Source organism: Mesorhizobium sp. ES1-4 (assembly GCF_020164745.1).
In the GTDB taxonomy this organism is placed as follows: Bacteria; Pseudomonadota; Alphaproteobacteria; order Rhizobiales; family Rhizobiaceae; genus Mesorhizobium.
In genome coordinates, this window is the sequence record NZ_JAIUGV010000011.1 from 210,191 (window position 1) to 227,657 (window position 17,467).

Consider the following 17,467-nt stretch of genomic DNA (forward strand, 5'->3'; position numbering starts at 1 on the left):
TTGTCCATCGGAAAAATTGATAGCATGACCCAGTTTGTCGTTGTGGGTGCCGGGCTCCTCGGCACGTCGATCGCCTATCGCCTCGCGGAACGAGGCCACTCCGTGACTATTGTTGAGCGCGACCATCCCGGCGCCGGCACCAGTGGTTCGAGCTTTGCCTGGACCAACTCGAACGAAAAGACCCCCTACAACTACCACCTGATCAATGCACTGGGGATGCGCGCGCACCGGGAACTCGAAAATGAATTTGGCGCACGTCCCTGGTTTCATGGCGGCGGAGCGATCGAATGGCGCTCGAATGCGCATGAGGCGCAGGAACTCGATGAGCGGGTCGAACGTCTGATCGGATGGAACTATGCGGCCGAATGGATCTCGGCCGACAGGCTGCACAGGCTGGAGCCCGCCGTGGCTCGCGAAGCGTCAGGCGACGCGAAGATCGCTTATTTTGCCGACGAAGGCTGGGTGGACCCCAGCGTCTACATCGAATTTTTCCTCGGCAAGGCCCGCGACCTCGGGGCGAAACTAAGCCGTGAGACCGTCACTGGCGTCGACCTGAGCGGCGACAAAGTCACGGGCGTCAGGATGGCGTCAGGAACGACGATCGGTGCAGACGTGGTCGTCAACTGCACGGGCCGCTGGGCAAATGATCTGGGTCAGGACGTGCGCATGACCTTCCCGCTGGCTCCCACGATCGGCCTTCTCGTTGTGACCGCCCCCGCCCAATCGGGTGTGCGGCGGGTGGTCCGCACCAGTGCAGTCAACCTCCGGCCCGATGGCGCGGGCCGGATCATGCTGCACAGCGAGCACGACGAACAAGGGTTCACGCTGGAAAGCAGTTCGGACGATACTTACCCCGCTGCTGTCGCGATGATCGAGCGCGCATCGCGCATCTATCCGGAGCTTGCAGGGGCCAGGCCCGAGGCAGTGCGGCTGTCGCATCGCGCGATCCCAGGCGACGGCGTGTCGGCCGTCGGTCCGGTCCCGGAAGTAAGCGGCTACTATGCTGCCGTCACCCATAGCGGAGCGACGCTTGCGCCTTGGCTCGGACAAGTTGTTGCCGCCGAACTCGCGGGCGACTCGGACAACGATGCGCTCCAGGATTTTCGGCCGGCCCGGTTCTTCGGACGCCAAACCGACACATCCGCGTCCACTCGGAAGGCCCAGCATGTTTCGACGACTCCGGACCGATGATTTGACCACGACGATCTTCTTCGATGGACGGCCATTGCGGTGCCGGCCAGGCGACAGCGTTGCCGCGGCATTGCTGGCTGCAGGCATTGAGCGGTTCCGCACGACGCCGGTCAGTGGAACCGATCGCATGCCCCATTGCATGATCGGCAATTGCTTCGACTGCCTGGTCGAGATCGATGGGCAGGCCGACCAGCAGGCCTGCCTGGTGCCGGTTAGAGAAGGCTCCCAAGTGCGATCACAACTGGGCACGGGAAGGTTCGACGCAGCATGACCGATGCCCCGCGAACACACTGCGAGCTTGCCATTGTCGGCGGCGGCCCGGCAGGCCTGGCGGCCGCGGCACTCGCTGCGGAACTTGGCGTGGAAACAATACTGTTCGACGAGCAGCCAACGCCTGGCGGACAGATCTATCGGAACATAGAAGCTAACAGCCGCAAGCACGACGCATTGAGCAATATTCTCGGCGCCGACTACGCCAAGGGACTTGCGCTGGTGGAGCGGTTCCGCAGGAGCGGTGCCGCATACGAGCCCCTGAGCGCTGTCTGGCAGATATCGGCTGCAGGCAAGCTCGGTGTATCGCAAAAGGGCCGAGCCTATCTGACGAGAGCCGGCAGGGTCATTCTGGCAACTGGCGCAATGGAGCGTCCGGTTCCGATTCCAGGATGGACGCTGCCCGGCGTCATGGGAGCAGGTGCGGCACAGACGCTTATGAAAGCGTCCGGCCTGGTGCCAGAAGAACCGACTGTGATCGCCGGTTCAGGGCCTCTTGCCTATCTCGTGGCGCTTCAGGTCATGAAAGCAGGCGCGCCGCTGAGTGCCGTCATCGACACATCGCAAAAAGGACTGTTCGAGACCGGATTCGCAGCACTGCCAGTGCTATCGGGCTTTGGTCGCGATCTGCTGAAGGGCCTGTCCTGGATGGCTGCGTTGCGAAAGGCCCGCATCCCCGTCTTCAGTGGGCGCAACCTCGCGGTCGAGGGCATTTCGCGCGTGGAGGCCGTCAGCTTCGAAACTCGCGGCAAGCGGCAGCGGCTGCCGGCGTCGCTTCTACTTCTGCATGAGGGTGTGGTCCCCAACAACCAGATCACCGCAAGTCTACGCTGCAGGCATGTGTGGGACACCGCGCAGATGGCTTGGCGTCCCTGGACGGACGAGTGGGGTGCAACGAGCACGGAGTTGGTGGCCGTCGCTGGCGATGGCGCGGGTATCTCCGGCGCCAGAGCGGCGGCGCATCGTGGACGACTGGCTGCACTTGATGCTGCCTGCCGCATCGGTCGCATTTCGCGGGCCGAACGCGACGAGCGCGCGCTTCCCGAGCGTCGGCATCTCCAGCGGGAGGCCCGGTTCCGTGCGTTCCTCGACAGCACCTACCGCCCCACCGAAGCTGTACGCCGGTTAGCCGACGAGGCAATCGCCTGCCGCTGCGAGGAGGTGACAGCTGGCGAGCTGCGCGCGTTCGTCGCAGAGGGCTTCACTGACATCAACCAGCTCAAGTCCTTCTCCAGATGCGGCATGGGTCAGTGCCAGGGCCGCATGTGCGGTGGCACTGTCGCCCGCGTCCTGGCGCAGAGCCTCGAAACTGACATCGAGACCGTCGGCTACTACCGGTTGCGCCTGCCGGTGAAGCCGCTGCCTGTCGCTCAGCTTGCCGAGCTCGGCAACGCCGAACGCGATTTGAGGCCGTCGCCAATGGGTGTCGACGGTGACCCGAGCCAGCGCGTTTGAGCGATGAGAAGCAGAAGCCGCACAATGGGACGGATTGGGAAGCCGCAATGACCGCGACAGACGCAATCGTGATCGGCGGTGGCATCCACGGTTGCTGCACGGCGCTCCACCTCGCGCTGCGGGGCCTACGTACAATCGTGCTGGAAAAAAACACCGTCGGTCGCCACGCCTCGGGCGTCAACGCGGGCGGCGTACGGCAATTGATGCGCCACCAAGCCGAAGTACCGTTATCCATAGCCGCAATGGACGCCTGGGAGCGCCTGGACGACCTGCTTGGTCCAGATCTGGCAAGAAACTGCGAATTCATCGGCAGTGTCGGGCAGATTGGCATCGCCGAAAGCGAAGCCGAGATGGAATGGTGCCATGCGCGGGTGACCCAAATGCGCTCGCTCGGCCACGAGTTTGAGGAAGTGATCGACGCCAGAGAACTCAGGCGTCTGGTTCCTGCCGCAGCCGATATCTGCCGTGGCGGCATCATCTCGCGCCGGGACGGTCATGCCAATCCGTTCCGCACGACGCAATCATTTCGGCTGCGTGCCGAGCAGCTTGGCGTCCGCTTCATGGAGCGGACGCGCGTGACCGGGCTCGAGCAGGGCGACCGCTGCTGGACCGTAGTGACCGAGAGCGGCGTCTTCAGGGCCGATATTTTGATCAACTGCGGCGGAGCGTGGGCCTGGCAAGTCGCGGAAATGATCGGCGAGCACCTGCCCAGGACGCATTTTGCCTCGACGCTGATGGTGACGTCTCGCATGCCCCATTTCATCGACCCCGTGGTGATCGGCATCGACCGGGTGCTTTCGTTCAAACAGACGGAAGCCGGCACAGTCGTCATCGGGGGAGGGGTTCTCGGCGATCCCGACCTGAATAGCGAGACGGCTGACACCGTTGCGGACCGAATGGTGGTGAGCGCCCAGACCGTCTGCGAATTTTTCCCGATCCTGCGCCGCGCGACCATCGTGCGAAGCTGGGCCGGACTGGAAGCCCTGATGCCAGACGTCATACCGGTGATCGGTCCCAGTCAGGTCGCCCGCAATCTCTGGCACGCTTTCGGCTTTTCCGGGCACGGGTTCCAGCTCGGCCCTATCGTCGGCTCGGTCATTGCTGATCTGGTCGCCACTGGTGAAAGTGCCATTCCGATAGCCGCGTTCAACCCGGGCCGCTTCTCGAGCAACGACATGCTGGGGACCACGCGCATTCCTGACCGCAAAGTCTCACAGGAGGCTGGTCATGAATGATTTCGGGCTGATGACCGTCTTCAGCTTTGCACCCGGGGGCTGGGGTGCCGCCATGGCGGCTGCAAGCGCAATGACGATCGCGGTCGCAATGGCAGGCTTCATCGCCGGAGCGATCATAGGCACGTTCGGGGCGTGGGCGAAGATTTCCGGAGGAAGGATCGTCCGCTCGGTCGCCGATGGCTACACGACGGTTCTGCGCGGCATTCCCGACCTTCTGGTGATATATCTTTTCTACTTCGGCTCCAGCGCCGTCCTGACACCCATCGGCCGGTTCTTTGGAGCCAACGGCTTCCTCAGCCTGCCGGCTTTTTTCGCCGGCTGCCTGGCAATTGCGATCGTGTCGGGCGCCTATCACACCGAAGTCTTCCGTGGGGCCTATCAGGTCGTAGCGCTTGGAGAGATCGATGCAGCCTACGCCACGGGCATGTCGCGAGCGCTCGCGTTCCGGCGCATCATCGCGCCGCTCACGTTGCGCTTCGCCTTGCCGGGCCTGGCAAACATCTGGCAGCTCGTTCTCAAGGAATCGTCGCTGATCTCGGTGACGGGGCTTGTCGAAATCCTGCGCCAGTCTCAGATCGGCGCGGGCTCGACCAAGCAGCCCTTCACCTTCTTTCTGGCGGCGGCGATCCTCTATCTGCTCATTTCCTCCGCCTCGGGATGGGTATTGCAGTTCGCCGAAAGGCACTTCACTCGCGGGCTCAGGAGGGGGTAATGGACTTTTCCTTCTTTCTCAGTGCCTTTCTTCGACTGCTGCCCGGCGTCCCGTTGACCCTGCAACTGGCTTTCGTATCGGTGGGGCTCGGAATGGTCCTTGCCCTCATCCTGGCTTTGCTGCGTCTATCACGCATCCGCCCATTCGAGTGGATCGCGCGCGTCTATATCTTCCTGTTTCGCTCGACGCCGCTGTTGGTCCAGATCTTTCTGATCTATTACGGCCTCAGTCAGTTCCAGACAGTTCGCTACAGTGTGCTATGGCCGATCCTGCGCCAGCCTTACTGGTGCGCCATCATCGCGCTTGCGCTGAACACGGCTGCCTATGGCAGCGAAATAATCCGGGGTGGGCTGCGTTCCGTGCCCGAAGGCCAGATAGAGGCCGCCCGTGCCTGTGGCATGAGCCGCATCACCGTGTTCCGGCGTATCGTGCTGCCCCTTGCCATCCGGCAGGCTCTTCCGGCCTACGGCAACGAAATCATCCTGATGGTGAAGGCGACGGCGCTGGCCTCGGTGATCACCATGATGGAAATCACTGGCCTTGCTGCGAAGCTGATTTCCGAGAGCTACCGCGCGGTCGAAGTCTTCGTCGTCGCGGGAAGCATCTATCTGATTATCAACTACGTCATAACGCGCGTCATCCATCTCCTGGAATACTGGCTGACGCCGCATCTGAGATCTGTATCGACACCGGTCGTCATCGAGAGAGAGGATGCAGCATGAGCCTGCCGCAACAACAGCACGAGCCGGCAGATGAGATAGTGCCAGCCGTCCGCATCCGCGATCTCCGAAAAGCTTACGGGGCTTTCGAAGTGCTCAAAGGCGTTTCGCTCGACGCCAACGATGGGGATGTGGTCTCGATTCTTGGATCCTCGGGCTCCGGCAAGTCCACAATGTTGCGTTGCATCAACATGTTGGAAACTCCGACCGGAGGGGAAGTCTCGATAGGTGGCGAGACCATCCGGATGAAGCAGACGAAAGCCGGCCCGAAGCCCGCCGACCGGGCGCAGGTAGACCGCCTGCGCGCCCATGTCGGCATGGTCTTTCAGAGCTTCAATCTGTGGTCGCACAAGACAGTGCTGGAGAATGTGATCGAGGCTCCGCTCCACGTCCAGGGCCGTTCGCGCGCTGAATGTGTCGAGGAGGCCAAGGAGCTGTTGGCCAAGGTCGGCATCTCCGACAAGATCAATCATTATCCGATCCATCTTTCGGGCGGTCAGCAGCAGCGTGCCGCCATCGCGCGAGCGCTCGGTCAACGCCCCCGCGTAATGCTGTTCGATGAACCCACCTCCGCCCTCGACCCCGAGCTTGTCGGCGAGGTGCTGAAAGTGATGCGGGCGCTGGCGGAAGAGGGGCGCACCATGCTGGTGGTCACGCACGAGATGGGCTTTGCCCGGGACGTGTCGAGCAAGGTCGTCTTTCTTCACAAGGGAGTTGTTGAAGAGGAGGGGCGACCCGACGAAGTTTTCAGCTCAAGTCGCTCTGAACGCCTTCGCCAGTTCTTGACGCGATAACAGCAAAGACCCTCGCGTTCAGTTGGGCGTCCGGTCAAACTGCTGGACAAATTTGATCATCGGAGACATTCGCTCGCCATCGGGGGGTCGAGACGGGAGAGCGCTACCACCTTTCCCCCCCACTCGGAGAGCATGCGATATTTTCTACAGTGTCGGGCGTGATGCGCCTGTCTCGGTGCTGCAAAGACCGGTAGGGAGCGGAAGAGTCTGACCCGAAAGCTATCCACGACGCGAACGCCAGCTTGCGCCCAATCTCAGTCATAGATGATCGCTTTGCCATCGCCTAAAAGCGGACATTGGCGACCAACAGACCGAGGTGGGTTGCGTCAGAACTTGATCCCACGAGAACTCCGCCAGAATTGGCGCTTGTGTCACAAGTGGGACATAACGCGGCGGCCGAGTATCTGTCTCTACTGCCGCTAGTTCGGGTGGCAATCATTTCCTCACCGTGGGCTCTCGGCCAAAGAGAACAATATACCTAAGTGTAAATTAGATTATTCTTATGTAGATAGCGAAATTTTCTTCTGCGGATACCGCCCAGCCTCTTATCTGACGATCACGGATGTGTTACCGAATTTGCTGCGGGGGTAGTGCGGCGGCAACTGCAGCAATCCCAAAAAGCGGCGGAAATATATGGTGTCGGGCACCGCGCTTGGCATTGCTGATGTTGTGCGCGCCTATACGGGGCGGGCCAGGCCTAAGATCAAGGCTGGCTGGTCGAGGCGGTACCATAGGCTGATTTGAAGGTTTGGCGATGAAATCCAATTGGCTGTTTTTCTCTGGTTGGGTGATCGTCGTTGCGGGTGCCCTGCTTTTGGTGCGGGTGATTTCTGGGGGGAAAGGCATTCATGGAAGGCATTGCCAACTTGTGCCAGTCCAGGCAACGGACTGCACCTTGTTTGCGGGATCGATAGCGATATCTCCGTTATTTTTCCCGTTTACGCTGCTCCCGTATCTGTTGTTCTGTTTATATAAAGTAAAGATGCTTCCTGCTCAAAATTATACGTCCGAGCAGAACGTATTTTCGACGAATGTCGTGTTCTTGAGCCTTCTCTCTTCGTCCTTAGTGGCTATGTTGTTCGCCACCATGCTGTCTGAGAGCCTTGGAGTTCCGGATAGAGACCAGATCACCCGTCTCATTCAAGACGTATCGCTCTTCAAGGAGAATATTGCCGAATATTCGGAATATGGAAATAAGTTCTATTCGACGAGCAGCTCCGAAAACGCTATTTTCGCCCTGGTTATATCTCCATATTTTAGTTTAGTTCCTCTTTTATTGTTCAATTACTATTTTATTAGATTTCCCGGTCATTTGATGAGCGTCAAGTCGCGTGCTTACCAATTGTTTGATGGCGGAGATAAGAATCTCTCGATCATCAGGAGAGCATTTTATGTTCTTTCGTTGGTTTCTGTTGGCTCTGTTGTGTTCAAATTTGTTACATACTTTGCGCCGAGCGTCCCTCCTTCGCGGATGACATTTTTTAGGTACCCTATAGATGGGGAGTTTTTCTATTTTCTGGATGCCTCCAATGGAATTATTTCGGCGCTTCAGTTTGCGCTTGTTAACTTCGCAGAGGTGACGCTTCTGCTCTTATATATTGCGATGTCGATCATCTTTCGACCAGCAAGTGGCGTATCGCGCGGTGATTAGTTTAGCGTTCTGTATCAACCATCAATAGGCGATCACACAGTCCACTATTGGCAAGATCTACCAGCGGAGGGCACAGATGGACCAGGATGACATCGAGCGGCTGACGGCTCTCAAGAATGATTTGGATCGGGAGAGCAATAATACGACCATCTATTTTGCCGCCCAGGAGAATATGTTGCGACAGGCTGCGCGTATCGCAGACACTGCTGCCGACGCTTCACGGTTTTTGGCTGCTGCCATCGGTGGTGCAATGATAGCCTGCTTTAATTTCTGCTTTGCCTTTTTGCCCATAAGACGAATCATAGCATAATCGGATACTAATGTGTTGTCGAAGGAGAGGCTGTGGATGCTCACCGGCTTTAGGCAGTTCCTCTCTAATGGCTCGCCCTTCCGAAGAGGCGGGCCATTTTGCTCTCAGCGGCAAGCGTAGAGCGTCCATCAGGCAAGTCTTGACGAATTTTAGCACTGCCGCATATGCGGGCGATGCTCTGGTTTTCATCTCCGGTCCCGGTCAAGACGAAACAGATCGGAGTGACCCGCATGGTCAGCAATGTTGATGCGGCAGCCGAAGAGCTGCTGACGTGGGAAAACCACGGCCCCAAGTGGCGCGCTGCGGTCGATGCGTGCATTGCCGCTGCGGAAGGCACCGGCACGATCGAGAATGCGCGCAAAGCGTTCCTTGCCGCCGCCAAGGCCAATGGAATGCTGTCCGGCGGCAGCGCATAAGAAAGCCCGCCAGGAAAAGGTCACTCGATGGCCCGCTGCCGCGTGGATTTTGGGGGAAGCGGCAGCGGGCCATGGCGGGATAGAGGCCCGCCGAGCAGCAGAGACATTAGCTGCCGGTCGCATTCGTAAACGGCTCGGGCTCGATCTGCGACTTACGGATTGGTAAACTACCTGTGTACAGCTACAGCCCTGAAATTGTCTGGAGTTCGCATTGAGCATGGGCGACGTCAAAACTTGGTCCATAGCCGATCTGCACATAATCAGCCTGGTTGCTAGTCTGGCAGCCCTATAGTGCTGCAACGGCACCAAGTGCTATCGTTTTTTTCTTTATTTTCACCCCCCAGCCCTCCCGAGGCCAAAGGACGACGTCTCTCAAAGTTGATTGCCGTGCAAGCGGTGAGAACTACTGACGCAATTCAGACAGAAACTATGTTTGAAAATTCTGATTATGGAGTACCCAGATATAAGGGAATATTCGCTGTGCCCGACGCTTGGAAGGCGGCCCGGCGGCTGGAGTGTTCATTTAGGCTGGCTGCCGTCCTTCGTCCGACTTATCATCGGCCATCGGGATCTTTCGACCGCGCCGACACCGGCGTGGGGTGCTAACACCCCAGTATCGATTTGCTGGCAGCCTCGGTCGCCGCTGTGATCCCGTTCGCAATGTTGCATCGTACGATAACGTGGCGTTAGCCGCTCGGGAACAAGTTGGGCCAACCGAAGTTCGACCGTCAGGCGGCAGACGCATCCTCCACCTGCAGCCTTGGCGCACCGGCCCGCTGCTTCCCTCGGCAGCGGGCCCACTTGACAGCCCTTCGGAGGGAGAAATGGGAGAACAACAGATGATCAAAAAGCCCTACGACAAGCCGACCCTTGAAAAGCGGCAGCGCCTCTCTAGCGTCACGGCTGGGCCCGCTACCTCGATAACCATCATAGTTCCGCCGACTTGATCTTTCGATCCAGAAGCCCGCCTCGGTTCACGCCAGGCGGGCTTTTGCGTTTGCGTCTTCCGACAAACGGTGCGGATAGACAGAGCCTCATTCGGTCAGCTTCTCCACCGTGGTGACGATTGCTCTGGCAAGCGCCTCGGCCTCATCGATCGGCGCCGGTCCGTAAAGCGCATTGACCATTTCTCGGCTGGGCAGGACACCCGCCGGACACGTTTGCTCGATCGCCATTCTGATTAAGCCGAGGGCCTCGTCGCAGTCCTCGGCACGGATCATTATCGTCGGCCGGGCGCTAAGCCGCTCGAAACTCTCCGCCTCATCTTTTGGCAAGGGCTTTCGCCTCTCGCTCTAACGTATCCCGATCATTGCCGTGCTTTTTGATGAGGTCTCGCACCTCAGGCATGGTGAGCTGGAATTTCCGCGCGAAGTAGGCGACCTCATAATCCTCGCCACCCGAAACGCGATCGCGGTCGCGGAACTCGCGCTTGGTCTTGTCGTCTGCCATTGCCTTTCCTCCTGTTGGCGAGATTCGCAACGTGCGATCGGCCGCTTTGTTTCCGCCTCCGCTTACAGTTCCGGAACAATTTTAGACAAAGCTAATTGACGCGGGTCTCGCGAGTTCAGTGCATGCGTTTGAACGTCATCGAGCCGCTGATGCCGACCCTGGTGGAGAAGCCTCCCGAGGGCGACGGCTGGATTCACGAGGTGAAGTTCGACGGTTACCGATCGCAGATCGTCAAAGACGAAACCGGCGTTCGCATCTTCACCCGCCGCGGGCTGGACTGGACAGCGAAATACCGCGATCTCGCCAAGGCAGCCAGCGACCTCGATTTGGAGAGCGCCATCGTCGACGGCGAGATCATCGTGCTTAACGCGGCCGGTCTGTCGGACTTCGGCGCCCTGCGCAAAGCCATCACCAGCCGGCAGCATGACCTCTAATTCGTCGCCTTTGATTTGCTGCACCTCAACGGGCACAGTCTGCGCGACATGCCGCTGGAGGACCGGCGCGAGATCCTTTCCGAGATGATCCACGAGGGACAGCGCATCCAATTCAGCCAGGCGTTACCGGGCGAGGCGAGCGCCATCTTCCACCTGATCGACCAGGCCGGCATGGAAGGCATGGTCTCAAAGCGCAGGACAGCAAACATCGCAGCGGCCCATCAACGAACTGGCTGAAGGCGAAGTGCTACACGGTCAAGGAATACGAGCTGCTAGGTGTCGAACGAGAGCCCGGAAAAGACTTTCGCTTTGATGGCCGATCGCAAGACTGGGCAGTATGTAGGCTCGGCCTTCATCAACTCCGGCCGGGCCGTCCGCGAACGGCTGTGAAAGCGCGTTCAGGAGCATGCCGGCCCGGCGCCCAAGGGCATGAAGCGGCCGGCGACGCAATGGGTCAAACCCGGGATTGTCGGCGGGATAAAGCACTTGCGCGGCGAGGAGGATTTGCGGCACGCTTCATTCTAGGGATTTCCGGGAGGATGATGATGCCAATTCGGGGAAAGGCGACTGATGCAGGTATATTCAACACCTCTGAACTGGCTCTGCTCGGGCGCGTCTTTGACCGCCTCAAAGTGGAGGGTCAAGCGCCCGGAGATGGTGACGCCGTAGCCTCCCGCATCATCGCGAATTACATGGCCGGCATCAAAGACGAGGACGAACTTTTAGCGCTCTCGAGACAAGCGCTAGGACGCTAGACAGATTGTGGGTGCGAGCGCTCAATAGCAAATGCTATTTCAAGGCAGAATTCCTCCGGGAACATTTCTCACTTTCGGCGCTTCTGGCCCTTTAAGCCATGGAGGCTGTCGTGCGTCGGAAGGTAGATCGGGAAAGGTTCGAGAAGGCGGATCGAGAAAGTCGGCTGGTCCTTGAGGCGGAGCGCCAGGCTAGGGAGGCAAAGACGGCCCGATTGAAGGAGCAGCGACTTAGCGAGGCGGCTGCGAGGCTGCTGGAGGAACTGAACCGGCCGGACGAGCTTAAGGCTTGATGAGCACGCGCGGCCTCAACTTCCTCCATCAATGGATCGCGAACAACGTCCCCGAGACCGCCAAGGCGGACGTGATTTCCGTGGACGAACTCACCCACAAGCTCATTGCCGATGCCAAATCAGTCGGCATCAAGCGGGGCGAGATCGACGAGGAAGTCGAAAGCCTGCATCGCACAATTCTCGCCGCGATCGTGCATTAAGCGTGCCGGGGTAAGGGGCGGCTTGACTCGTTCCCAGTGCGTTCCCAGTTTGGTCTTCCCTAACGTAACTGGGCAGCTCTGAAAATGTGCGGACGTGTTTTCGTGAAGACCACAATCCCCGACATGGTTCGTCGGTTCGAGTTCGCTCATCCTGGCGAGGTCGAGCGTCTGGGCAACAGCTTCCCGCTCTGGAATGGGGCACCAAGTCTGACCTACCCAATCATCATTCGCGAAGAGCTGTCGACCAGTATGGCGGGTTTCGTGTCGGCGCGGTGGGGGCTCGTGCCTGGTTGGGCTCGGGATGGTGGCGGCCGCCCGCCACCTGTCAACGCCCGATGCGAGACCATCGCTAGCAATGGCTTGTTCAAGAAGGCCTATGCGGCGCGCCGCTGCTTGGTGCCCGTAGACGGCTATTTCGAATGGCAGAAGCTGGATGCGTCGGGGAAGAAAAAGCAACCCTACGCGATCGCCATGAAATCTGACGAGCCCTTCGCCATGGCGGGCATCTGGGAAGAATATGCGGACAAGGTGACCGGCGAACTGATCCGGACCTTTGCAATTGCCACCTGCGAGCCGAACGATCTGATGGCGACCATCCACGACCGCATGCCGGTAATCCTGGCGCCGGCCGACTATATGCGCTGGCTTGGCCCGGAGCTGGACCCTCGCGACCTGATGAAGCCATTCCCCTCTGAACTGATGAAGATGTGGCCGATCCACAGCAAGGTCGGTTCGCCACGGAACAACACCCCCGACATCATCGACGAGATCGGCCGCGGGCCGAGCGACTTGTTCGACGTTTGATCGGCTCAGGTCGATTGCGCGCGGTCATTGGGTTGCTCTGCTTTGTTGGCGGCGACAAGGTCGAGAAAGGTCTTTAGCGCAAGCATCATGGTGCGTGCGCCACGCTCGTTCAGCGTGAATGATTTAGTGCCGTCCTCGGTTAGCAGCCCCGCCAGGCACGCCCTCGGCATGTCCTTGTCATCCACGTCGAGCGTGCATCCGCGCACGGGTGGCAGCATTTCATCATTCGGTTTCTCAGCCATCACAAATACCGCTCGCCGTCGTCCTTGTGCTCGAAACAGAACCAGTGCGGCTCCTGGCGCGGCCTAGCAAAGCCGAAGCCTCCGTGCTTCACGCAGCCGGGGTGCTCACACATGTGGCCCAGCACTCCGGTACGACCTCGCGGCGCCGGCGTCATGCCGTCGGCAAGCTTGGTTGGTTCGTCGCTCATGCTGGATAGATTCCATAAGACGGCTTGACGGGCAAGGAATTTGTTCCCTTTCTGTTCTCATGACGCATTCGTGGATAAGGGCCAAATGGTGGACACGGCCGAAGACAATTTCAGGATCGAAGTTTGGGACCGTGAGGAAAAGACCCATCTCGAAACGATTTCACGCTCGCCGGACGCGATGGTAAGCCAAGCCGCCTGGCAGGCAGCGATCCGGCGCCGGCCGGGCATGATGCTGATCCACTTCAACAGCCGCCACGTCATGGAGAAAATCATCACGCCGGGCGAGGTGAAGATCCCGCCGCAGACGATCATCGACGGCAGCGTTCACGCTGGACTGGACGTCTCGCTCGGCGACTTGCGCGAATGGCACAAGCTGCGGGCCTGGTGCCGGAACTGCTCCCACCATGCTGAGGTAAAGGCGGCGGCCCTCGTCCGGCGATATGGCAAGGATGCGCTTTTCAGCACTGTCGAACGCGCCCTCGTTTGCACGAGTTGCCATAGGGGAGGGCCGGTGCGGCTGGAGATTCACAAGCTGCCGCGGAACTAGCGCCAGGCCAACGAGACGTTATATCCCACCAGCCCTTTTCTGATCGCTCGTTCCGATCCAAAGCGCTCGCGCTCGTCCTGGATCGCTTGGCCATCGCCAGGTATTTCCGTGGCATGCCCCCGGGGCAGTGCTGGCGTGCCCGGGATGATGCTTCCGGTCTCGGGCGTTCCGATTGTTTGGTTGGGCTGACCGGGTGTTCCTGTGACGTTGTGGACGTTGGCAGCCAGTGGCGGTTGTTCGCCTTCCAGCACGAGGGCTGGTGTGATGCTCGTCGCCTTGTCGGAACGATTACTCGTCCGCAGGCAGCGGCAGTATTTTTTGCGGCTCGAACATGCGGTTCTTGCGGCGTCGGACAAAAGCCGCACGGGATGTTTGCGCACTACGGTTTCATCGGAGCGCTTGCGGCAGCAGTTGGTGCGCTCGTTTCGGTCAATTCCGATTTCTAAGTGACTTCAATGCGTCGCGTGTCACGGCATTCCCGTCGAAACGAGGGAGGTGGAGGGCCAAGCCAAAGGCTGCGCACGGGCCGTCACGCGCGATCGTCGTGAGCGTCGTCTGGCGCCCTCAGGAACGACGTCGGCGGGTCGCCACCGATAAGGGCAATGACTCCGAGCGATTACTGAAGGTATCCCTGAAGGGGCTGATCTCGCTTTCGGCGCCACCATCTACCAAAACGGGCAGGCTGTCCGAGCTTCGCAGCAATGGTACCGAGCTGGTGCCGATTCCTTGCTCGGCGTGGAGGACATTGGCGAATCTGTTGCTGTGCGCACAGCACCGAGCAGGAAGGGGCCGACACTCTGACGATCGCATGTCTGAGGTTCTTTCATTTTCTGCTCCCTCCTAAGGCGACGGAAGGATTCAAACGGCCAGGAATCGCTCGGTCAATCGGGCCCAGAGCGCTGCCCCGACGGTCAGGTTGCCGTCGTTGAAATCGTATTTCGAATTGTGCAGGAAGGGGGATTCCTCGCCGTTTCCGAGGCGAAGAAAACATCCCGGCTTGTGCTCCAGGAAGTACGCGAAGTCCTCGCTGCCGGGGATCAGCGGACAGACGGAGATTTTTTCATGGCCAACGAGTTCGGCGGCGATCTCCGTCGCGAAGGAGGTTTCCGCCTCGGAATTCACCACGACCGGATAGCCGCGTTCGTAATCGATCTCGACGGTTGCGCTATGCGCTTGCGCGACGGATGCGGCGATGCCGCGAATGCGCTGTTCCAGCGTATCGCGGACCCCGGCCGAAAAGGACCGGACGCTGAGCACGATCTCGGCGTTTTCTGGAATAACGTTTGAGGCGGTACCGCCATGAATCAGACCGACGGTGACAACGGCCGTCTCTGTCGGGTTGACGTTGCGCGATATGACGGTTTGCAAGGTCATGACGATGTTTGCAGCTGCGACGATTGGATCGACCGTCAGATGCGGACGCGAGGCGTGCCCGCCATGTCCGGTAATCTTGATGGTAACCGTGTCGCTCGCCGCCATCAGGGGGCCGGCGCGCATCAGGAACGAGCCTACCGGCGCGCCCGGATGGTTGTGCAGTCCGAAGATCGCGTCGCAGGGAAAGCGCTCGAACAGGCCATCGGCGATCATCGCCTGAGCGCCGCTGCCCTTGCCGGCTTCCTCCGCCGGCTGGAAGATGAGGTTGACGGTTCCATTGAAGTGCCGCGTGCGCGCCAGATATTCGGCGGCACCCAAGAGCATCGTGGTGTGGCCGTCATGGCCGCAGGCATGCATCGTTCCGCTAGCCAGGCTGGTATAGGGCAGTCCAGTCGCCTCGGTGATTGGCAAGGCGTCCATGTCGGCGCGAATCGCGATGCTGCGGCCGCCCGAACCCTGCTGTAGACGTCCAACAACGCCAAGCCCGCCGACATTGCGCGTTACCTCGTAGCCCCAATCTTCCAACCGGGCGGCGATATATTTGGCCGTCTCATGCTCTTGGAAAGAAAGTTCAGGATGGGCATGCAAGTGCTGGCGGGCCGCCGCAAGCTCGGCTGCCTTGTCATCGAAGTCGGAGATGGTAGCGAACTGGTTGGAGGTGTCTGACATGGAATCCTTTTCGCCGGCCAGCAAACCATCTGACCGGCTTCCTCTTAGATGAAACGGCTCAGGAAAGCGCGGGTGCGCGGATGTTGCGGATCGGCGAGAACCTCGCCCGGCGGACCTGCTTCGATAACGTTGCCGTCGTCCATGAACACCACACGATCCGCGGCCTCGCGGGCGAAGCCAATCTCGTGGGTGACTACGATCATCGTCAGCCCCTGGCTGGCAAGATCTCGCATCGTCGCCAGCACCTCGCCGACAAGCTCCGGATCCAAGGCCGAGGTTGGCTCGTCGAACAGCATCAGTTTCGGGCGGATGGCAAGTGCGCGGGCGATTGCGACGCGCTGCTGCTGGCCACCTGAGAGCTGACGCGGATAGGCGTCGATCTTGTCGGCGAGGCCGACGCGGGTCAGTAACTCGCGGCCATCGCGGATCGCCTGTTGCCGATTCTGTCCGTGGACGCCGACCGGAGCCTCAATGACGTTCTGCAGAGTGGTCATATGCGGATAGAGATTGAACTGCTGGAACACCATTCCGATCTTACGTCGCTGCGCAGTGATTTCCCGGTTGGGGAGCTTGTCGAGACGGCCATTGTGCAAACGGTAGCCGATTTGTTCGCCGTCAACCTCGATCGATCCCTGGTCGATTGTTTCAAGGCAGTTGATGCATCGCAGGAACGTCGACTTGCCGGAGCCCGAAGGTCCGAGAATGACGACCACTTCGCCGGCAGCGACGTCCAGATCGATGCCCTTCAGCACCTCCAGCGGGCCGAATGCCTTATGAACGTTGCGAGCCCGAACCAGAGGGGTATCATGTTCGCTCATCTAGGCCTCCACTTCGGTGGCCGGCGATTTCCCAGGAGTGCCTGCCTGCGCGCCGCGGTCGCCGCGATTGTAGTAGCGTTCGATCGCGCTCTGGCCGACATTGAGGATGGACGTGATCAGCAGGTACCAGAGCACCGCCACCATCAGCAGCGGGATGATCTCGAAAGTGCGATTATAGATCGACTGCACCGAATAGAGCAGATCGGCCATGGCGATGACGCTGACAAGCGAGGTCGCCTTGATCATGCTGATCAGCTGATTGCCCGTCGGGGGCACGATTGACTTCATCGCCTGCGGGATGATGATGCGCCACAGGGCGCGGGAGCGGCTCATGCCAAAGGCTTCGGCCGTCTCGGCCTGGCCCTTGTCGACCGAGAGCAGCCCGCCGCGAATGATCTCGGCCATATAGGCCGCCTCGTTCAGCGCCAGGCCGAGGATCGCAGCTGTCAAAGGGGTGATCAGGTCATTGGTCTCCCAGCTCGCAAATCCGACGGATATGCGCGGAAACAGCGTCGAGAGGTTGTACCAGAAGATAAGCTGCACCAGCAGCGGTGTGCCGCGGAAGAACCAGACGAACAGTCCTGAGAGCGACGACGCCAGCCTGTCCTTAGACATGCGCGCGACCCCTAGCAGAAGACCCAGCACGATGCCGAGGATCATCGCCACAACCGTCAGGCCGAGCGTGACATAAAGACCCTGCAGGACGGTCGGGTCGAAGAAATACTGGGCGACCACCGGCCAACCGAAATTCGGATTAATCGCGACGATGTAGGCGAAGCCGGCCGCCACCACGAAAGTGAGCGTCCAAAGTGCTGCCCGCATGAGCGGGAAGGGCTGATGCGCCCGCTTGACGTCCCGAAGGGCATCGTCGGGCAGACGCGGCACTTCGGCGGCGTAGCGGGCGGTTGAATCGGTCATGGTTTTCTCACTGGCCCCGAACCTCT

21 protein-coding genes and 1 pseudogene are annotated in these 17,467 nt (G+C 59.9%); 14 read left to right on the top strand and 8 right to left on the bottom strand.

The features are described from left to right. Positions 1–24: 24 nt before the first annotated feature. The 10 genes from LB556_RS22090 (at position 25) to LB556_RS22135 (ending at position 8,753) form a co-directional block, all read left to right on the top strand. A complete protein-coding gene (locus LB556_RS22090; protein ID WP_224569837.1) occupies positions 25–1,191 on the top strand; it encodes an NAD(P)/FAD-dependent oxidoreductase in 1,167 nt (388 codons plus the stop codon). After that, a complete protein-coding gene (locus LB556_RS22095; RefSeq protein WP_140709768.1) occupies positions 1,166–1,462 on the top strand; it encodes a (2Fe-2S)-binding protein in 297 nt (98 codons plus the stop codon). The genes LB556_RS22090 and LB556_RS22095 overlap by 26 nt, the downstream gene beginning before the upstream one ends. Then, positions 1,459–2,916: an NAD(P)/FAD-dependent oxidoreductase gene (locus LB556_RS22100; protein WP_224569838.1), complete on the top strand. Its 1,458-nt coding sequence runs from the start codon at positions 1,459–1,461 to the stop codon at positions 2,914–2,916. Before LB556_RS22095 ends, LB556_RS22100 begins: the two co-directional genes overlap by 4 nt. 47 nt (positions 2,917–2,963) lie before the next feature. After that, positions 2,964–4,151 (top strand): NAD(P)/FAD-dependent oxidoreductase, encoded by a 1,188-nt coding sequence (locus LB556_RS22105; protein ID WP_224569839.1) that lies wholly within the window; start codon positions 2,964–2,966, stop codon positions 4,149–4,151. Continuing rightward, positions 4,144–4,863, top strand: coding sequence for an ABC transporter permease (locus tag LB556_RS22110; protein ID WP_224569840.1), 720 nt, complete (start codon positions 4,144–4,146; stop codon positions 4,861–4,863). The genes LB556_RS22105 and LB556_RS22110 overlap by 8 nt, the downstream gene beginning before the upstream one ends. Beyond that, positions 4,863–5,585 (top strand): ABC transporter permease, encoded by a 723-nt coding sequence (locus LB556_RS22115; RefSeq protein WP_224569841.1) that lies wholly within the window; start codon positions 4,863–4,865, stop codon positions 5,583–5,585. Before LB556_RS22110 ends, LB556_RS22115 begins: the two co-directional genes overlap by 1 nt. Beyond that, on the top strand, positions 5,582–6,376 hold the full coding sequence (locus LB556_RS22120; RefSeq protein ID WP_224569842.1) for an ABC transporter ATP-binding protein: 795 nt from the start codon (positions 5,582–5,584) through the stop codon (positions 6,374–6,376). The genes LB556_RS22115 and LB556_RS22120 overlap by 4 nt, the downstream gene beginning before the upstream one ends. 754 nt (positions 6,377–7,130) lie before the next feature. Then, positions 7,131–8,027, top strand: coding sequence for a hypothetical protein (locus tag LB556_RS22125; RefSeq protein ID WP_224569843.1), 897 nt, complete (start codon positions 7,131–7,133; stop codon positions 8,025–8,027). Positions 8,028–8,103: 76 nt separating this feature from the next. Next, positions 8,104–8,337, top strand: coding sequence for a hypothetical protein (locus LB556_RS22130; protein ID WP_224569844.1), 234 nt, complete (start codon positions 8,104–8,106; stop codon positions 8,335–8,337). Positions 8,338–8,501: 164 nt separating this feature from the next. Then, positions 8,502–8,753, top strand: a complete 252-nt coding sequence (locus LB556_RS22135) for a DUF982 domain-containing protein (protein WP_224569845.1) — start codon at positions 8,502–8,504, stop codon at positions 8,751–8,753. A gap of 1,034 nt (positions 8,754–9,787) precedes the next feature. Here the strand turns inward: LB556_RS22135 and LB556_RS22140 are convergent. Together LB556_RS22140 and LB556_RS22145 are read right to left on the bottom strand one after the other, a co-directional pair. Then, positions 9,788–10,027, bottom strand: a complete 240-nt coding sequence (locus LB556_RS22140; protein ID WP_318011300.1) for a hypothetical protein — start codon at positions 10,025–10,027, stop codon at positions 9,788–9,790. Further along, positions 10,014–10,202 (bottom strand): DUF3606 domain-containing protein, encoded by a 189-nt coding sequence (locus tag LB556_RS22145; protein ID WP_224569846.1) that lies wholly within the window; start codon positions 10,200–10,202, stop codon positions 10,014–10,016. Before LB556_RS22145 ends, LB556_RS22140 begins: the two co-directional genes overlap by 14 nt. Before the next feature lie 122 nt (positions 10,203–10,324). Between LB556_RS22145 and LB556_RS22150 the strand changes: the two are divergent. The 3 genes and pseudogenes from LB556_RS22150 to LB556_RS22165 all read left to right on the top strand — a co-directional run bounded on the left by LB556_RS22150 (position 10,325) and on the right by LB556_RS22165 (position 12,685). Next, a pseudogene (locus LB556_RS22150) lies at positions 10,325–11,207 on the top strand (RNA ligase family protein). 473 nt (positions 11,208–11,680) lie between these two features. Then, a complete protein-coding gene (locus LB556_RS22160) occupies positions 11,681–11,881 on the top strand; it encodes a DUF768 domain-containing protein (protein WP_224569847.1) in 201 nt (66 codons plus the stop codon). Between the two features lie 84 nt (positions 11,882–11,965). After that, complete coding sequence (locus LB556_RS22165) at positions 11,966–12,685, top strand: SOS response-associated peptidase (RefSeq protein WP_224569848.1); 720 nt, start codon at positions 11,966–11,968, stop codon at positions 12,683–12,685. A 5-nt stretch (positions 12,686–12,690) separates the two neighbouring features. On the opposite strand, the gene LB556_RS22170 is transcribed toward LB556_RS22165, so the two are convergent. Both LB556_RS22170 and LB556_RS22175 read right to left on the bottom strand, forming a co-directional pair. Next, positions 12,691–12,927 carry a hypothetical protein gene (locus LB556_RS22170; protein WP_224569849.1) on the bottom strand — a complete coding sequence of 79 codons (237 nt, stop codon included), beginning with the start codon at positions 12,925–12,927 and terminating at the stop codon, positions 12,691–12,693. Continuing rightward, a complete protein-coding gene (locus LB556_RS22175; RefSeq protein ID WP_224569879.1) occupies positions 12,927–13,115 on the bottom strand; it encodes a hypothetical protein in 189 nt (62 codons plus the stop codon). The genes LB556_RS22170 and LB556_RS22175 overlap by 1 nt, the downstream gene beginning before the upstream one ends. An 85-nt stretch (positions 13,116–13,200) precedes the next feature. On the opposite strand from LB556_RS22175, the gene LB556_RS22180 reads away from it, so the two are divergent. Continuing rightward, positions 13,201–13,662, top strand: a complete 462-nt coding sequence (locus tag LB556_RS22180) for a hypothetical protein (RefSeq protein ID WP_224569850.1) — start codon at positions 13,201–13,203, stop codon at positions 13,660–13,662. On the opposite strand, the gene LB556_RS22185 is transcribed toward LB556_RS22180, so the two are convergent. The 4 genes from LB556_RS22185 to LB556_RS22200 form a co-directional block, all read right to left on the bottom strand. Next, entirely contained in the window at positions 13,659–14,042 is a 384-nt protein-coding gene (locus tag LB556_RS22185; protein ID WP_224569851.1) for a hypothetical protein, read from the bottom strand. The two genes, LB556_RS22180 and LB556_RS22185, sit on opposite strands and share 4 nt — an antisense overlap. Positions 14,043–14,520: 478 nt before the next feature. Continuing rightward, the gene (locus tag LB556_RS22190; RefSeq protein ID WP_224569852.1) at positions 14,521–15,705 is read right to left on the bottom strand and encodes a M20 aminoacylase family protein; all 1,185 of its coding nucleotides are present in this window, start codon (positions 15,703–15,705) and stop codon (positions 14,521–14,523) included. A gap of 44 nt (positions 15,706–15,749) precedes the next feature. Continuing rightward, a complete protein-coding gene (locus tag LB556_RS22195) occupies positions 15,750–16,523 on the bottom strand; it encodes an amino acid ABC transporter ATP-binding protein (protein WP_224569853.1) in 774 nt (257 codons plus the stop codon). Further along, a complete protein-coding gene (locus LB556_RS22200) occupies positions 16,524–17,441 on the bottom strand; it encodes an amino acid ABC transporter permease (protein WP_224569854.1) in 918 nt (305 codons plus the stop codon). Between the last annotated feature and the right edge of the window lie 26 nt (positions 17,442–17,467).

Excerpts from the sequence above, each read along its gene's own strand:
- LB556_RS22125 (WP_224569843.1), top strand. The coding sequence starts at position 7,131 with ATGAAATCCAATTGGCTGTTTTTCTCTGGTTGGGTGATCGTCGTTGCG.
- LB556_RS22115 (WP_224569841.1), top strand. The coding sequence starts at position 4,863 with ATGGACTTTTCCTTCTTTCTCAGTGCCTTTCTTCGACTGCTGCCCGGC.
- LB556_RS22135 (WP_224569845.1), top strand. The coding sequence starts at position 8,502 with ATGCGGGCGATGCTCTGGTTTTCATCTCCGGTCCCGGTCAAGACGAAA.
- LB556_RS22160 (WP_224569847.1), top strand. The coding sequence starts at position 11,681 with ATGAGCACGCGCGGCCTCAACTTCCTCCATCAATGGATCGCGAACAAC.
- LB556_RS22200 (WP_224569854.1), bottom strand. The coding sequence starts at position 17,441 with ATGACCGATTCAACCGCCCGCTACGCCGCCGAAGTGCCGCGTCTGCCC.
- LB556_RS22110 (WP_224569840.1), top strand. The coding sequence starts at position 4,144 with ATGAATGATTTCGGGCTGATGACCGTCTTCAGCTTTGCACCCGGGGGC.
- LB556_RS22130 (WP_224569844.1), top strand. The coding sequence starts at position 8,104 with ATGGACCAGGATGACATCGAGCGGCTGACGGCTCTCAAGAATGATTTG.
- LB556_RS22165 (WP_224569848.1), top strand. The coding sequence starts at position 11,966 with ATGTGCGGACGTGTTTTCGTGAAGACCACAATCCCCGACATGGTTCGT.
- LB556_RS22100 (WP_224569838.1), top strand. The coding sequence starts at position 1,459 with ATGACCGATGCCCCGCGAACACACTGCGAGCTTGCCATTGTCGGCGGC.
- LB556_RS22095 (WP_140709768.1), top strand. The coding sequence starts at position 1,166 with ATGTTTCGACGACTCCGGACCGATGATTTGACCACGACGATCTTCTTC.
- LB556_RS22180 (WP_224569850.1), top strand. The coding sequence starts at position 13,201 with ATGGTGGACACGGCCGAAGACAATTTCAGGATCGAAGTTTGGGACCGT.
- LB556_RS22145 (WP_224569846.1), bottom strand. The coding sequence starts at position 10,202 with ATGGCAGACGACAAGACCAAGCGCGAGTTCCGCGACCGCGATCGCGTT.
- LB556_RS22105 (WP_224569839.1), top strand. The coding sequence starts at position 2,964 with ATGACCGCGACAGACGCAATCGTGATCGGCGGTGGCATCCACGGTTGC.
- LB556_RS22195 (WP_224569853.1), bottom strand. The coding sequence starts at position 16,523 with ATGAGCGAACATGATACCCCTCTGGTTCGGGCTCGCAACGTTCATAAG.
- LB556_RS22175 (WP_224569879.1), bottom strand. The coding sequence starts at position 13,115 with ATGAGCGACGAACCAACCAAGCTTGCCGACGGCATGACGCCGGCGCCG.
- LB556_RS22170 (WP_224569849.1), bottom strand. The coding sequence starts at position 12,927 with ATGGCTGAGAAACCGAATGATGAAATGCTGCCACCCGTGCGCGGATGC.
- LB556_RS22190 (WP_224569852.1), bottom strand. The coding sequence starts at position 15,705 with ATGTCAGACACCTCCAACCAGTTCGCTACCATCTCCGACTTCGATGAC.
- LB556_RS22090 (WP_224569837.1), top strand. The coding sequence starts at position 25 with ATGACCCAGTTTGTCGTTGTGGGTGCCGGGCTCCTCGGCACGTCGATC.
- LB556_RS22120 (WP_224569842.1), top strand. The coding sequence starts at position 5,582 with ATGAGCCTGCCGCAACAACAGCACGAGCCGGCAGATGAGATAGTGCCA.